The 13794-nt window shown below is 72.0% G+C and carries 10 protein-coding genes; 7 read left to right on the top strand and 3 right to left on the bottom strand.

The window, feature by feature from the left end; translation table 11 throughout:
• Window positions 1-160: 160 nt before the first annotated feature.
• Window positions 161-820, top strand: a complete 660-nt coding sequence (locus OG852_RS19015) for an RNA polymerase sigma factor (RefSeq protein WP_133912783.1) — start codon at window positions 161-163, stop codon at window positions 818-820.
• Window positions 820-1899, top strand: coding sequence for a hypothetical protein (locus OG852_RS19010; protein WP_330348515.1), 1080 nt, complete (start codon window positions 820-822; stop codon window positions 1897-1899). The genes OG852_RS19015 and OG852_RS19010 overlap by 1 nt, the downstream gene beginning before the upstream one ends.
• Before the next feature lie 224 nt (window positions 1900-2123).
• Here the strand turns inward: OG852_RS19010 and OG852_RS19005 are convergent, their stop codons facing one another.
• Complete coding sequence (locus tag OG852_RS19005) at window positions 2124-2966, bottom strand: L,D-transpeptidase family protein (protein WP_330351466.1); 843 nt, start codon at window positions 2964-2966, stop codon at window positions 2124-2126.
• A 62-nt stretch (window positions 2967-3028) separates the two neighbouring features.
• Here OG852_RS19005 and OG852_RS19000 point away from each other — a divergent pair, with 62 nt between their 5' ends.
• Window positions 3029-4618, top strand: a complete 1590-nt coding sequence (locus OG852_RS19000) for an acyl-CoA mutase large subunit family protein (protein ID WP_330348514.1) — start codon at window positions 3029-3031, stop codon at window positions 4616-4618.
• Between the two features lie 250 nt (window positions 4619-4868).
• On the opposite strand, the gene OG852_RS18995 is transcribed toward OG852_RS19000, so the two are convergent.
• Complete coding sequence (locus OG852_RS18995; protein ID WP_330348513.1) at window positions 4869-6212, bottom strand: FAD-dependent monooxygenase; 1344 nt, start codon at window positions 6210-6212, stop codon at window positions 4869-4871.
• Between the two features lie 70 nt (window positions 6213-6282).
• On the opposite strand from OG852_RS18995, the gene OG852_RS18990 reads away from it, so the two are divergent.
• Complete coding sequence (locus OG852_RS18990; RefSeq protein ID WP_330348512.1) at window positions 6283-6966, top strand: TetR/AcrR family transcriptional regulator C-terminal domain-containing protein; 684 nt, start codon at window positions 6283-6285, stop codon at window positions 6964-6966.
• Here the strand turns inward: OG852_RS18990 and OG852_RS18985 are convergent.
• Window positions 6960-8084 (bottom strand): acyltransferase family protein, encoded by a 1125-nt coding sequence (locus tag OG852_RS18985; protein WP_330348511.1) that lies wholly within the window; start codon window positions 8082-8084, stop codon window positions 6960-6962. The two genes, OG852_RS18990 and OG852_RS18985, sit on opposite strands and share 7 nt — an antisense overlap.
• Before the next feature lie 297 nt (window positions 8085-8381).
• On the opposite strand from OG852_RS18985, the gene OG852_RS18980 reads away from it, so the two are divergent.
• From OG852_RS18980 to OG852_RS18970, 3 genes are read left to right on the top strand one after another with little or no spacing between them, the layout of a single operon-like run.
• Window positions 8382-9764 carry a glycosyltransferase family 29 protein gene (locus OG852_RS18980; protein ID WP_330348510.1) on the top strand — a complete coding sequence of 461 codons (1383 nt, stop codon included), beginning with the start codon at window positions 8382-8384 and terminating at the stop codon, window positions 9762-9764.
• On the top strand, window positions 9761-12079 hold the full coding sequence (locus tag OG852_RS18975) for a glycosyltransferase (protein ID WP_330348509.1): 2319 nt from the start codon (window positions 9761-9763) through the stop codon (window positions 12077-12079). Before OG852_RS18980 ends, OG852_RS18975 begins: the two co-directional genes overlap by 4 nt.
• Before the next feature lie 4 nt (window positions 12080-12083).
• Window positions 12084-13760, top strand: a complete 1677-nt coding sequence (locus tag OG852_RS18970; protein WP_133912775.1) for a hypothetical protein — start codon at window positions 12084-12086, stop codon at window positions 13758-13760.
• The last annotated feature ends 34 nt before the right edge of the window (window positions 13761-13794 follow it).

Raw genomic sequence — 13794 nt, 5'->3', positions numbered from 1 at the left:
GTCTCCGACCGGATCACGAGTCAGTTGCATGTTGTACGGACATGGACGGCCCACGCTTTCAGGTCGTAACGTGCCTTTCGCGCCGGACGGCCAAGCGGCTTGACCACCGCAACGACCTGCGGTCTCGACCGCGACCATCGACCGACCGAGGAACCACGACGTGGGGGACGACGCGGAGCTGACAGCCGCGGTGCTTGCGGCACAGGACGGGGACGAGACCGCTTTCCGGGCTGTGTACCGCGCGGTGCACCCGCGGCTCCTCGGGTACGTGCGCACACTCGTCGGCGATCTCGACGCCGAGGACGTGGCCTCCGAGGCCTGGCTGCAGATCGCCCGGGACCTGGAGCGGTTCAGCGGCGACGCGGACCGCTTCCGCGGCTGGGCCGCCCGGATCGCCCGCAACCGCGCGCTCGACCACATACGCATGCGCGGCCGGCGCCCCGCGATCGGCGGCGACGAGACCGAGCTGACCGGCCGGGCCGCCGACTGCGACACCGCGGGCGAGGCCATAGAGGCGTTGGCCACCGGCCGCACCCTCGGCCTCATCGCCCGGCTCCCGCAGGACCAGGCCGAGGCCGTCGTGCTGCGGGTCGTGATGGGGCTGGACGCCAAGACCGCCGCCGAGACCCTCGGCAAACGCCCCGGCGCCGTCCGCACCGCCGCGCACCGCGGCCTGAAGAAGCTCGCCGAGATGCTCGGCGCCGACCCGGAGACGGCCGGGGTCCTCGACGCCCTGCCTCCCCAGCGAGGGCGGCGTTCGCGCGCGGTAACGTCCGCGAGTGTGACGCAAGCGAGCGCGCGGACGCAGAAGGACATGTGATGGCCGACAAGCAGGACAGGTGGCTCGACCGCGAGACGGCGGAGCGTCTGCTGCGCGGTGGGTCACCCGAGAACGCTGTCGCCCCGGAAGCCCGTGACCAGGCCGAACGCCTCGCCAGAACGCTGGGCGCGCTCTCCGCGCTGGGCGCCGAACCGCTCCCGGCCGACGAGGAGCTCCCCGGCGAGGCCGCGGCCCTGAAGGCCTTCAGCGAGGCCCGTGCGGCACGCGAGTCCCATGGGTCGCGGCAGTCGCACAGGTCACATGAGTCCGTGTACCGGGGCAACACCGGGCTGGTCCGCATCGGCGGGCGCACCGGTGGCGATCGCAACGGCGAACGGCCACACGGCCGTTGGAGCCGCCCCCTGCGCCTGGGGCTCGCCGCAGCGCTGGCCGTCGGCATGCTCGGCGGGGTCGCGGTCGCCGCCGGCACCGGAGTGCTGCGGAGCCCGTTCGACGGGGCGGAACCCGCACCCGGGGCCTCCGTCTCCAGCGCCGCGAGCCCCGAGCACGCGCCGGTCTCGCCCTCACCGGACGCCCCCGGCGGCGGGCCGGACGCGGTGGCGCCCGACGGCGGCACCGACCCCGACACCGGCAAGGGCGAGAAGGGAACCGACGGCGCCTCCACCGCACCCGGCGCCCGGGGCACCTGGCCCAAGGGCATAACCTCGTCCTGCCGTGACATCAGGGCCGGCCGCACCCTGGACACCCGGCACCGCCGCACCCTGGAGGGTCTCGCGGGCGGCTGGTCCCATGTGACGTCGTACTGCGCGTACGTGCTCGAAGGCGTCTCCCGCCCGAACACCGACGGCGACGACCGGGAGGACACGGACCCCCGGGGCCCCTGGGGCGACGGCGGCTCCACCGACGGCGGCACGGGCCGGAACGGCCCCGGCGGCGACACCACGGGCCTCTCCTCCGGCCAGAACGCCGGCCCGGCCGGCACGGGTGACGACCGGGACGGGTACTCCGGAGGCACCGGCCCGGACGACGGCGGCGGCACCCGGGGCAACGGCCACGGCCACGGCAACGGAAACGGCGGCAACGGCGGCGGCCGCGCCGGCGGCACCGGACACCACTAGCCCCGGCGCGTACAAGCCCGCCGCGCGCCCCCTCTGACCTGCGATGTCATAAGCCCGGGAAATTTTTTCGCGCCGGGTGTGACGTTTTCGGAGGCCGTGGCGCAGTAACAAGTGAGCCGACTGGTCATCGGCCTTCGCACGAAGCCGGGGTTCCCCCCGTACCTACGGCTCGTGCACCTGGCGCGGGCGGGACACGTTCCCCCGGTCCCGCCCGCGCCCCGAACTCACCAGGACACCACGACCTTGTCGCCGCCGCGGACCTGGGCGAAGAGCGCCGCGACCGCCGTCTCGTCCCGTACGTTCACACAGCCGTGCGAGGCTCCGGCGTATCCCCGGGCCGCGAAGTCGGCCGAGTAGTGCACCGCCTGGCCCCCGCTGAAGAACATCGCGTACGGCATCGGCGTGTGGTAGAGCGTCGACACATGGTCGCGGGACTTCCAGTAGACGCGGAAGACACCCTCGCGGGTGGGCGTGTACTGGGAGCCGAACCGCACGGACATCGTCGACACGGTCCGTCCGTCGATCATCCAGCGCAGCGTGCGGCTCGTCTTGTCGATGCACAGCACCCGCCCGGTCAGACACCGTGCGTCGGGCGCGGCGGCCGGCTGACCGCCCATCAGATACAGCTCCCACTCGCCCGGTTCCCGCGTCATCCCCACCAGCCGGTCCCAGGTGACCCGGTCCGTCGTCCCGGTCCGCGGCAGCCCGCGCTTGCCCTGGAACCCCTTCACGGCCTCCTCGGTGGCCGCCCCGTACAGGCCCGTCGGCCCCTCGAAGAGCCAGGCGAGCTGCCGCAGCCGGGCCTGGAGTTCCCGCACGTCCCGCCCGGAGTCACCGCGCCGCCACAGCACAGCCGGCGCGGTGGACGTCGTGCCGCTCGTCCGGGCCGCGCTCGGTTTGTCGTCCGGGGTGGTGCCGCTCGGGCCCGGCGCGGGCGTCGTACCGGTGACGTCGACGTGGACCGGCGGGCGTGCCCGGCCGTCCTGGGTGTCCGGGGTCTGCACGGTACAGCCGCACACCGTCGCCAGGGCCGCCGTGCCGGCCAGGGCGATGATCGATCTCCGCATCCGCATGCCTGAGATGTTCCCCCCGGATGACGCCGGGCGAACGGAGCGGCATGGTGGTGGGCATGGTGCGCGAGTCGGAGTCGGGACGTCCCATCGAGCCGGTGTACGGGCCGTCGGCCCTGGAGGGCTGGGACCCGGCCGGGAAGCTGGGCGAACCGGGCGGCTACCCCTTCACCCGGGGCGTCTACCCGTCCATGTACACCGGCCGTCCCTGGACCATGCGGCAGTACGCGGGCTTCGGCACGGCCGCCGAGTCCAACGCCCGCTACCGGCGACTGATCGCCCACGGCACGACCGGTCTGTCCGTCGCCTTCGACCTGCCCACCCAGATGGGCCACGACTCCGACGCCCCGCTCGCCCACGGCGAGGTCGGCAAGGTGGGGGTCGCGATCGACTCGATCGACGACATGCGGGTGCTGTTCGGCGGGATTCCTCTGGACCGGGTGTCCACCTCGATGACCATCAACTCCCCCGCCGCGCTGCTGCTGTTGCTGTACCAGCTCGTGGCGGAGGAGCAGGGGATCGCGCCGGAGCGGCTGACGGGGACGATCCAGAACGACGTGCTGAAGGAGTACATCGCGCGCGGGACGTACATCTTCCCGCCCCAGCCCTCCCTGCGCCTGACCGCCGACATCTTCCGGTACTGCCGGGCCGAGATCCCGAAGTGGAACACCATCTCGATCTCCGGCTACCACATGGCGGAGGCGGGCGCGTCCCCGGCGCAGGAGATCGCTTTCACCCTGGCGGACGGTATCGCGTACGTCCGAACGGCGGTGGCGGCGGGCATGGACGTCGACGATTTCGCCCCCCGTCTCTCCTTCTTCTTCGTGGCCCGTACGACGATCCTGGAGGAGGTCGCGAAGTTCCGCGCCGCCCGCCGGATCTGGGCGCGGGTGATGCGCGAGGAGTTCGGGGCGAGGGACCCCAAGTCGCTGATGCTGCGGTTCCACACCCAGACGGCGGGGGTCCAGCTCACGGCGCAGCAGCCCGAGGTGAACCTGGTGCGGGTCGCCGTGCAGGGCCTGGCCGCGGTGCTGGGCGGCACCCAGTCCCTGCACACCAACTCCTTCGACGAGGCGATCGCGCTGCCCACGGACAAGAGCGCGCGGCTGGCGCTGCGTACCCAGCAGGTCCTCGCCCACGAGACGGACGTGACCGCGACGGTCGATCCGTTCGCCGGCTCGTACGCCGTCGAGAGCATGACCGACGACGTCGAGGCGGCGGCGGTCGAACTCATGACGAGGATCGAGGACCTCGGGGGCGCGGTCGCGGCGATCGAGCGCGGCTTCCAGAAGGACGAGATCGAGCGGAACGCCTACCGGATCGCGCAGGAGACCGACTCCGGCGAGCGGGTCGTCGTGGGCGTCAACCGCTTCCGGCTCGACGAGCTCGACGAGGAGGAGCCGTACGAGCCGCTCCGGGTGGACCCGGCCATCGAGGTCCGGCAGGCGGAACGGCTCGCGCACCTGCGGGCCGAGCGCGACCGTTCGGCGGTGGACACGGCCCTCGACGCGCTGCGGAAGGCCGCGGCGGGCGAGGACAACGTGCTGTACCCGATGAAGGCGGCGCTGCGGGCCCGGGCGACGGTCGGGGAGGTGTGCGGAGCGCTGCGGGAGGTGTGGGGCACGTATGTGCCGACCGACGCGTTCTGACAGGTGAACCCCTATGTGACACTCGTCCCCATGGTCGGAGTCGTCGACCTTCCCACCTGTCTCGCGGGCCTCGTCCCGGAGCCCGTACCGGACGATCTGCCGGCCGTCCGACGCGGCCGCCTTCGACGCGTACGCCGCCCGGAACCTGGGCCCTCGCCACGCACTGCACCGCACCGAGAAGGCCGAGAACCGAGCCCTCCCCCTGGCCGGTCCGGCGGCTGCGGATGGAACCCGTGTCGGCTCTGCCGCATCAGCAGCCCACGCGTGCCCGGTAGTCCGCCATGCCGGTCTCCGTCTCGCCCGCCCATCCCACATGGCCGTCCGGGCGGACCAGGAAGACACCGTCCGACAGGGTGAGCACCGTCCAGTCGGGGCCCCGCAGGCGGTCGAAGAGGCGTGTTCCGTCGACGGTCAGGTCGGGCATGCGGTCGCCCGCCCGGATCTCGCCCGGGGCCGGGCGGGTCTCCTCGCTCAGCGACGACTCCCGGTAGGTCAGGCCCAGTTGGCGGGTCCTCGGTCCCCTGCGGGCCTCGCCCCGGTGGATGGCCGTCGACAGGCCCAGCATGGCCGCGGCGTTGGGGCGGCGCTCCTCCTCGTAGGTGTCCAGGAGGGACTCCGGGGACCGTGCGCTCAGCACCGCGCCCAGCTTCCAGCCCAGGTTGTACGCGTCCTGGACGCTCGTGTTCAGGCCCTGGCCGCCGGCGGGGGAGTGGACGTGCGCCGCGTCCCCGGCGAGGAAGACGCGGCCCTCGCGGAAGCGGTCCGCCAGGGCGGCGCGGGGGCGGAAGTTCGAGGACCAGCCCACCTCGGTCACGTCCCCGGGGTCGAGGTGGGTGCGCTCGGCGATCACCGCGCGGACCCCGGCCAGGGACAGCAGGGGCGCCGGATCGGTGCCGTCCGGGAACTGCGCCACCAGCTGGAAGTCCTCCGTCCCGGCCAGCGGGCACAGCGCCAGGAAGCCCGCGCCCTCCCCGGCCGGCGGGAAGACGTGCCACCAGGTCCGCTCCAGGCCCGTGATCCGTACGTCCGCCACGAGCAGCGGGTCCGGGTCGACCGTCTCGCCGGTCATGCCGATGCCCAGCGCCCGGCGCACCGCCGAGCGGCCCCCGTCGGCGGCGACCGCGTACCGGGCGCGTACCGGCTCCCCGGAGGCGAAGTGCGCCGTGACCCCTTCGCCGTCCTGCTCGATCCCCGTCAGCTCGTAACCGAAGGCGATCCGGCCGCCGAGTTCCGCCAGCCGTGCCCGCAGGATCTCCTGGTTGCGCCACTGCGGGACCATCCACGGGGCGGTGAAGCGGGAGCCCTCCTCGCCGTCCTCGGCCGGGTCGAACATCTCGTGCTCGCCGGTCTGCTTCCCGTCCCGCCAGATCATGCCGACCGGGTAGGGGCCGCCGACGGTGAGGACCGCGTCGAGGACGCCCAGATCCTCGTAGATCTCCAGGGTGCGCGGTTGCAGGCCCTTGCCGCGGGAGCCCGGGGCGAGGGTCGCGCCGCGTTCCACGACCAGCGCGTCCACCCCGCGCCGGGCCAGGTCGATGCCGAGGGTGAGCCCGGTCGGGCCCGCGCCCACGATCAGTACGTCGGTGTGTCGCATCACCGTCTCCTTAACGCTGTTAAGTGCCGTCGGTCACGAGAGTGGCCTTAACGGCGTTAAGCTGTCAAGCGTGACCACGGAACGACGAGCCCCCCTCGACCGCGAGCGCGTCGCCCGCACCGCCCTCGCCCTGCTGAACGAGACCGGCCTGGACGGCCTGACCCTGCGCGCGATCGCCGCCGCGCTGGACGTCAAGGCGCCCGCCCTGTACTGGCACTTCAAGGACAAGCAGGCGCTGCTCGACGAGATGGCCACCGAGATGTACCGGCGGATGGTCGCCGGGGCCGCCCTCGACCCGCGCGACCGGTGGCAGGAGCGGATGCGCAAGGCCAACCACGGGCTGCGCGAGGCCCTGCTCACCTATCGCGACGGCGCCCGGGTCTTCAGCGGCTCACGCTTCACCGGCACCGACCACGCCCACCGGATGGAGGACGACCTGCGGCTGTTCACGGCCGCCGGGTTCACCCTGGGGCAGGCCGTCCGGGCGTCGTCGACGGCGTACTCGTACACCATCGGGTTCGTCATCGAGGAGCAGGGCGTGCAGCCGCTGCCGGACGAGCGGCGCGAGGGCTACGACATCGAGGAACGCGCCCGGCTGCTCGCCGACTTCCCGCTGACGGCCCGCGCGGGCGCGGAGATCTTCACCGATTACGCGCGGCATTTCGAGGAGGGATTGGAGATCGTCATCGCGGGAATCGCGGCGCGGTACGGGGTTTCCCGAGAAGCGCCCCGCACTTCACCGGGAATTCACTGACGGGGGGTCGTCAACGCCTTCCGCAGTCTCGGCGTGAGCCGGTCCTCCACCAGTTTGTTCATCGCGTACGCCAGCAGCAGCATCGACGCGATCGTCAGCAGGAAGGTGGCGTAGGAGGGGACTCCGAGGCGGCGGTGCAGGGCCGCGACCACGACCCAGCCCAGGTGCTCGTGCACCAGGTAGAACGGGTACGTCAGCGCGCCCGCCACCGTCAGCCCGCCCCAGTTCACCCGGTCCAGCCACCCCAGCGCGATCGCCCCGACGGCGACGAACCCGAAGGCGACGACCGCGACGATGCCGTACGAGGTGCGGTGGGCGAAGGCGTTCGGGTCGGAGACGTTCCACAGGCTGCGGACCGCGTAGTGCTGGCCGATCAGGAAGCTCACCCCGGTGATCCCCCAGGCGTAGGGGTCCCGGCGGTCGCGGTGGACCAGGTAGAGGCCGACCCCGCCGACGAAGAACGGGGCGTACTCCGGCATCAGCACGATGTCGAGCAGCGGCTGGTGCGCGCCCTGCGCGATCGCCGCCGCGAGGATCCAGCCGGCGCAGAACAGGATCACCCGGCGCCGGTTCGCGCCCGGCAGGACCACGCACAGCGCGAACAGCGCGTAGAAGCGGACCTCCGCCCACAGCGTCCAGTCCACGCCCAGCACCCGGTCCACGCCCAGCGGCTGCTGAAGCAGGGTCAGGTTCACCAGGACGTCACTGGGCGAGACGGCGTCGTAGACGACCACCGGCAGCGCGAAGACGGCCGTCACCAGCAGGACCGCCACCCAGTACGCGGGCATCAGCCGGGCCACGCGGGAGGCGAAGAAGGAGCGCAGCGGGCGGCCCCAGCCGCTCATGCAGATGACGAAACCGCTGATCACGAAGAAGACCTGGACGCCCAGGCAGCCGTAAGCGAACGGGGTGTGCAGGGTCGGGAAGATCTTGGACGCCGAGGTGCCCCAGGCGCGGGTGATGTCACCGCCCCGGCCGCCGTAGTGGTAGCAGGCCACCATCAGGGCCGCGATCAGCCGCAGACCGTCCAGCGCGCGCAGCCGGCCGCCGCGCGGTGCCGACGTCGGGGTGGCGACCGTGCGGCTTCCTTGTGTCGTGTTCACGACCGTCTGTGTCACGCGGGTGTCCCTGGGAATGCGGATGAGTGCCGTCCATGTGGACCCTATGGCGTCACCCGCGAAACTTCTGTTCGACAGCCTCAGCATTCGCTCCTCTGTTCCGAGGGGTTCACCTGAGCGTCGTTTTCCTTTCTTACGTTCTCCCAACCTCACCAGGTTTCAGTACGTCAATACGTTTTTCATAAGACCAGGAGAACCATGACGAGGGTCCGCAGCAGAGGGTCAGACACCAGGCCGCAAAGGCCCTCGTCAGCGCCATCCCCGGTCTCGCTCGAGGACTGCCTGCGCGCCTGCTCGGTGCACAGCGGCAAGCTCGTCGGCAGCCTCGACCCCCGCCGCCAGGCGCTCGCCGAGTCGCTGCGCCAGCTCCTCGCCCTGTGGGCCACCCAGGAGCAGTCCACGCCCGCGCCCACCGCCGCCGGTCTGCTCCGGCGCACCAAGGCCGCCGCGACCGGCAGCGGCGGCAACCTCGGCAACGAGGTCCTCGACGCCCTGCTCAACGTCGGCAACAAGGCCGTCGTCTGCGCCTACGACGACGAGCTGAACCTCACCCTGACCCTCACCGACACGATCCTCCACCAGCGCCGCAACTCCCGCGCCGGCTGGCGGCTGCGCGGCCGGATCCTGGAGGCCCTCGGCCTGCCCGACGAGGCCGCCGAGGCCTACGAGCGCTACCTCGAGCTCACCAAGGAGGACGGCTTCGGCGTCCGCGCCCGCGTCGACGGCATCCACGCCGCCACCAAGGCCCGCACCGAACTGCTGAGCCTGCTCCGGCGCACCGTCCCGGACTCCGCCGACTTCGCCACCGGCCCCGCCACCGACGTCTGGGCCGAGGGCCTCGCCGCGCACGCCGCCGGCGACCCGTCCGGCGCCAGGGCCCGCCTGGTCGGCGCGCTGATCGCGCTGGACCGCGAGGGCGCCCCCGAGGACCAGGTCCAGGAAGCCCTCGCCCACTACCTCGACCTCGCCACCGGCGCGCAGTCCCGGCCCACCGCCGAGCTCACCCAGGCCCTCGCCCTGTACGCCGACTCCCGGCGCAACCGGATGCGCGGCCCGGTCCCCGACCCCCTGTTCGGGGGCGTGCAGTGGCTCAGCCTCGGCGAGTTCCGCAACCGGATCGCCGGCAAGTCGATCTGCCTCGTCGCCAACTCGGGCACGGTCGGCGAGAGCGGCCTCGGTCACGACATCGATGCCTACGACCTCGTCGTGCGCTTCAACTCGTACCGCATCGACGCCGCGCACACCGGCAGGAAGACCGACATCCACGTCACCATCCACAAGCACAACTACAACTGGGACAAGCCCGTCGACACCCGGCTCGTCTTCAGCGGCAGCTCGCCCGACTGGAAGTACTCGGTCCGCAACAAGCTGATCCCCGGCGCCCAGACCCACGTCAACGACGAGTCGCTGCGCTGGCCCGTGCGCACCATCGGCGGCTGGACCACCGAGCAGTTCGCGGCCATCCCCACCTCCGGCTTCAACATGCTCTGGCTGCTCGACCACCTCGACGTCAGCCCCACGCTCGACCTGATCGGCTTCGACTTCTACGAGAGCGGCGCCTACCGCCTCCCCGAGGCGATGAAGCTGGCCATCACCAACGTGCACGAATACGGCAGCGAGAAGGCGTGGGTCATGGAACGGGCCCAGAACGTCTCCGGCATGAGGATTTCCCTGCGATGACCACTTCCACACCGGCCCCCGCCACCGACGCCTCCGCCCTCACCGGCAAGCGGCGCATCGCCTTCGCGAGCTTCGTCGACGAGAACTACCTGCCCGGCTTCCTCGTCCTGCTGCGCTCCCTCGCACTGTCCAACCCGGACGTCTGCGAGGACTTCCTCGTCCTCCACGACGACCTGCGCCCCGCCTCCGTCGCCGCGATCCGCGCTCTGCACCCGCGCGTGCGGTTCCGCCGGGTGGACGCCGACCACTACGACTCCTACGTCAAGGGCGACCAGGACAACTACCTCGTCCGCAAGGCGTACTTCATCCTCGACGTCTTCCGGATCCGCGACTACGACACCGTGATCACCCTGGACACCGACATGGTGGTCCTCGGCCCGATCAACGACCTGCTGTCGCTGCGCCACGGCCTCGCCGCCGTCCCCCAGTTCTTCTACGGCGACAAGACCCGCATGCTCAACAGCGGTCTCCTCGTCATCCAGAAGGAGTACCTCACCGACGCGTTCTGCGCGAAGATCGACGCGATCGGCCGCAGCGGCACCTACGAGCTCGACAAGCACGACCAGGGCATCCTCAACGCCCTCCTCGACGGCGACTTCGTCGACCTCGACCCCACGTACAACTACGTCAAGCGCCGCCTCTCCGGCGACCTCCCCGTCCCGGACGACGTCGCCGTCCTGCACTTCACCGGCCGCCACAAGCCCTGGCAGGGCGGCGAGGCCGGCTACGGGCTCGCCCAGGAGCGCTGGGCCGAGTTCGAGCTCACCGACGCCGAACTCCACGCCGCCTACCTGGAAGCCGGCGACACCCTCCACCACGACCTGCTCGTCCACTACGGCACCCCGCACGTCGAGCGCACCGGCGACGTCGACACCGCCCGCAAGGTCGCCCTCGCCCACATCGGCGCCGGCGACTTCCAGGCCGCCGTCGACATCCTGGAGCGCGTGCACCTGCCGGTCGACGAGGCCTGGCCGCACGAGGTGTACGGCAACGCCCTGATGAGCGTCTCCCGCTACGAGGAGGCCAAGGCACAGCTCCACCTCGCCACCGCCGCCCCCAACCGGGCCGCCACCGCCTTCTCCCGGCTCGCCCAGATCGCCTGGGTGCACGGCGACGACGCCCAGGCCCGCCAGTACGCCACCGCCGGCCTCACCGTCGACCCGACCCACCGCGCCAGCCGCATCTGGCACCAGCGCACCACCGGCATCCCGGCCCAGCCCGCGGGCCGCCCCGAGGACCAGCTCGCCCACGTCGCGTTCTACATGGACCGCCAGGGCAACGCCGGCGACAAGCTCCTCCCGGAGAGCGTCCGTCTCGGCTTCGACCGCGACACCACCTCCCGCCGCTGGCACTCCGTCCACGCCCACCGCCTCTTCGACGAGGCCGCCCTGGAGCGCGTCAACGCCCGCCGCGGCCTGGTCATCGGCGGCGGCGGCCTCTTCATCCCGGACACCATGCCCAACGGCAACAGCGCCTGGCAGTGGAACGTCCCCGACGAGATGCTGCGGGGCATCGAGGTCCCGATCGCGGTCTACGCCGTCGGCTTCAACGCCTTCGACGGCCAGTCCTACCGCGCCCACCGCTTCCGCGAGTCGCTGCGGCTCCTCGTCGAGAAGTCCTCGTTCTTCGGTCTGCGCAACCACGGCTCCATCGAGAAGGTCCGGGCGATGCTCCCCGCCCACCTCCACGACAAGGTCCGCTTCCAGCCCTGCCCCACCACCGTCACCCGCCACCTCGTCGACGGCTGGCAGGACCCCGCGCGCCGCGACGACACCATCCTGGTCAACGCCGCCTACGACCGCGCGGGCCTGCGCTTCGGCCACGACTACGGCTACTTCCTCGCCCAGATGGCCAAGGCCGTCGAGGGCCTGCGCGAACTGGCCGACGTGCAGTGCGTGGCGCACTCCCTCGACGACGAGAAGATCGCCTTCGACCTGCGCCGCGAACACGGCGTCTCGCTGCCCGTCGTCCCGATGTACGACTTCGACAACGACGAAATTCGCGACCTGTACGCCCGCACCAGGCTGGTCATCGGCATGCGCGGCCACGCGGGCATGATCCCGTTCGGCTGCGGCACCCCGATCATCAGCCTCATCTCGCACCCCAAGATGGCGTACTTCCTGCGTGACATCGACCGCCCCGAGTGGGGTGTCTCGGTGCACGACCGCAACCTTGCCGCGCTCCTCGTCGAACGCTCCCGCGACCTGCTCGCCGATCACGACCGCACGGTCGCCGACGTGCACGGCCGCCAGCAGGAGCTGTGGAAGGTCACCGAGGCCAACGCCGCCGACCTGCGCACCCTCCTGGGCGGCTGACCGCATGGCGACGACGACCGCCCCGGTCGACGCGCCGCCCGCCCCGCGCGCCCGCCGGTCACCCCTGTGGTGGCCGGTGGTCGCGGCCCCGGCCGCGGCGGCCGTCGTGTACACCGTCCTCACCCGGCGTCTGACGGGCGACCTCCAGTACGTGCTCGCGGCCCTGCGCCTCGGCGGCGAGGCCGGCTACTCGCCGTCCGAGGTCTTCACCCACCGCCCTTTCTTCTACCGGTGGTTCATCGCCCTGCTGGACCTGCCCACCTCCGGCGGCGTGGTCGTACGGGAGACGGTCATCGAGGCCGAGGGCGCGCTCCTCGTGGCGGCGGCGGCCTTCGCCCTCCACACGGCACTCCTGCGCCGGATCACCCCGCGCGAGGCCGCCCTCACCGCGGGCGCCACCGGACTCGTCCTGGTCCTCGCCCCCCGCACCGACTTCCTCCAGCCGGAGTGGACGGCGGTCGTCCTGACGGTGTTCGGCGTCGCCGCCGCCCTCGGGGTCCGCACCGCGTGGCCGGCGGCCCTGCTCGCCGCGCTGCCGCTCGGCCTCGCGGTGATGATGAAGTACTCCACCGCCTCCACCGCCGCCTTCGGCGTCCTCATCCTGTGGGCCGCCGACCGCGGCCGGGCGATCCGCGTCGCCCTGGTCGCCGTACCCGGCGCGGTCCTGCTCTTCGGACTGAGCGTCCTCGCCGGCTCGCACGAGCTGCAGTGGACGCACGACATGCCGCAGATCAACCAGTCCGCCCTCAGCCGCACCGGCATCCGGCCGGGCTTCGTCCTGCACCGGTCCTTCGAGTTCCTCGCCGACCGGTCGATCCTCACCCCGGTGCTGCTGCTCCTGCCCGGCGCCCTGCTGCTCCTCCTCACCCGCGTCCAGGGGCGCGCCCGCCGCCTGGAACTGCTGACGATCGCCGTGCTCATCGGCTTCGGCTCGCTGGCCGTGGTGATCGTCCAGGGCAACTGGTTCCCGTACCACGCCGTCCAGCTCACCGTATTCGCCGCCGCCCTCTGGGGTCTCGCGGTGGGCGGTGCGCGGCGGCCGCCGTGGTGCTTCGGCGCGGTGTCCCTGCTGTACGGCACCCTGCCCGCGCTCTACACCCGGCTCCCGCACGGGCTCCAGCGCCCGGCCGCCATGTGGGTGCTCGGGCTGGTCGCCCTGCTCGCCGCGCTGGCCGACACCCGGCTCACGGGACTGCCCCGGCGCTCCCTGGCACCGGTCGCCCTCGCCGGGGTCGTCCTGCTCGCCGGACCGATCTGGCCGAGCTCCCCGCACCTGGCCCAGTACGGCAGGGTGTCCTCGACCAACACCACGTTCCACCGGAACGCCGAGATCAAGCAGAAGGACGCCGACAGGCTGCGCGCACAGCTCCCGGCGGGCGCCAAGGTGCTCTACCTGGCCTTCGGCGACACGGTGTACTACGTCGACCACCCGGCCCAGTGCCGCTACCCGATCGCCACGTTCCTGCAGCGCACCCGCTTCATCCCGGACGTCGCCGACCTGAAGTCCTTCAAGGAGAACGCCGACTGCGTCGACCACGACCCGGCGCCCTACGCGATCCTCGACCGGGCATGGTTCCGGCTGGCGTACGTCGACGCGGACCTGCGCAGGCGCGTACAGGCGACGTACGCGTGCCCGCCGCTCAGGCCGAGGACACCCCTGGTGGTGTGCGAGCTGAAGTAGCCGCGTTCGCGGAGGGGGCCCCGGTGAACACCGG

This window comes from Streptomyces sp. NBC_00582 (assembly GCF_036345155.1).
Lineage (GTDB): Bacteria > Actinomycetota > Actinomycetes > Streptomycetales > Streptomycetaceae > Streptomyces.
Note: the sequence above shows the minus strand (reverse complement) of the source record. Positions and strands in the feature narration are given on the sequence as shown.

Bases quoted from the DNA above. Each gene is read 5' to 3' on its own strand.
- OG852_RS19010 (WP_330348515.1), top strand. From the start codon at position 820: ATGGCCGACAAGCAGGACAGGTGGCTCGACCGCGAGACGGCGGAGCGT.
- OG852_RS19005 (WP_330351466.1), bottom strand. From the start codon at position 2,966: ATGCGGAGATCGATCATCGCCCTGGCCGGCACGGCGGCCCTGGCGACG.
- OG852_RS19000 (WP_330348514.1), top strand. From the start codon at position 3,029: ATGGTGCGCGAGTCGGAGTCGGGACGTCCCATCGAGCCGGTGTACGGG.
- OG852_RS18995 (WP_330348513.1), bottom strand. From the start codon at position 6,212: ATGCGACACACCGACGTACTGATCGTGGGCGCGGGCCCGACCGGGCTC.
- OG852_RS18975 (WP_330348509.1), top strand. From the start codon at position 9,761: ATGACCACTTCCACACCGGCCCCCGCCACCGACGCCTCCGCCCTCACC.
- OG852_RS18970 (WP_133912775.1), top strand. From the start codon at position 12,084: ATGGCGACGACGACCGCCCCGGTCGACGCGCCGCCCGCCCCGCGCGCC.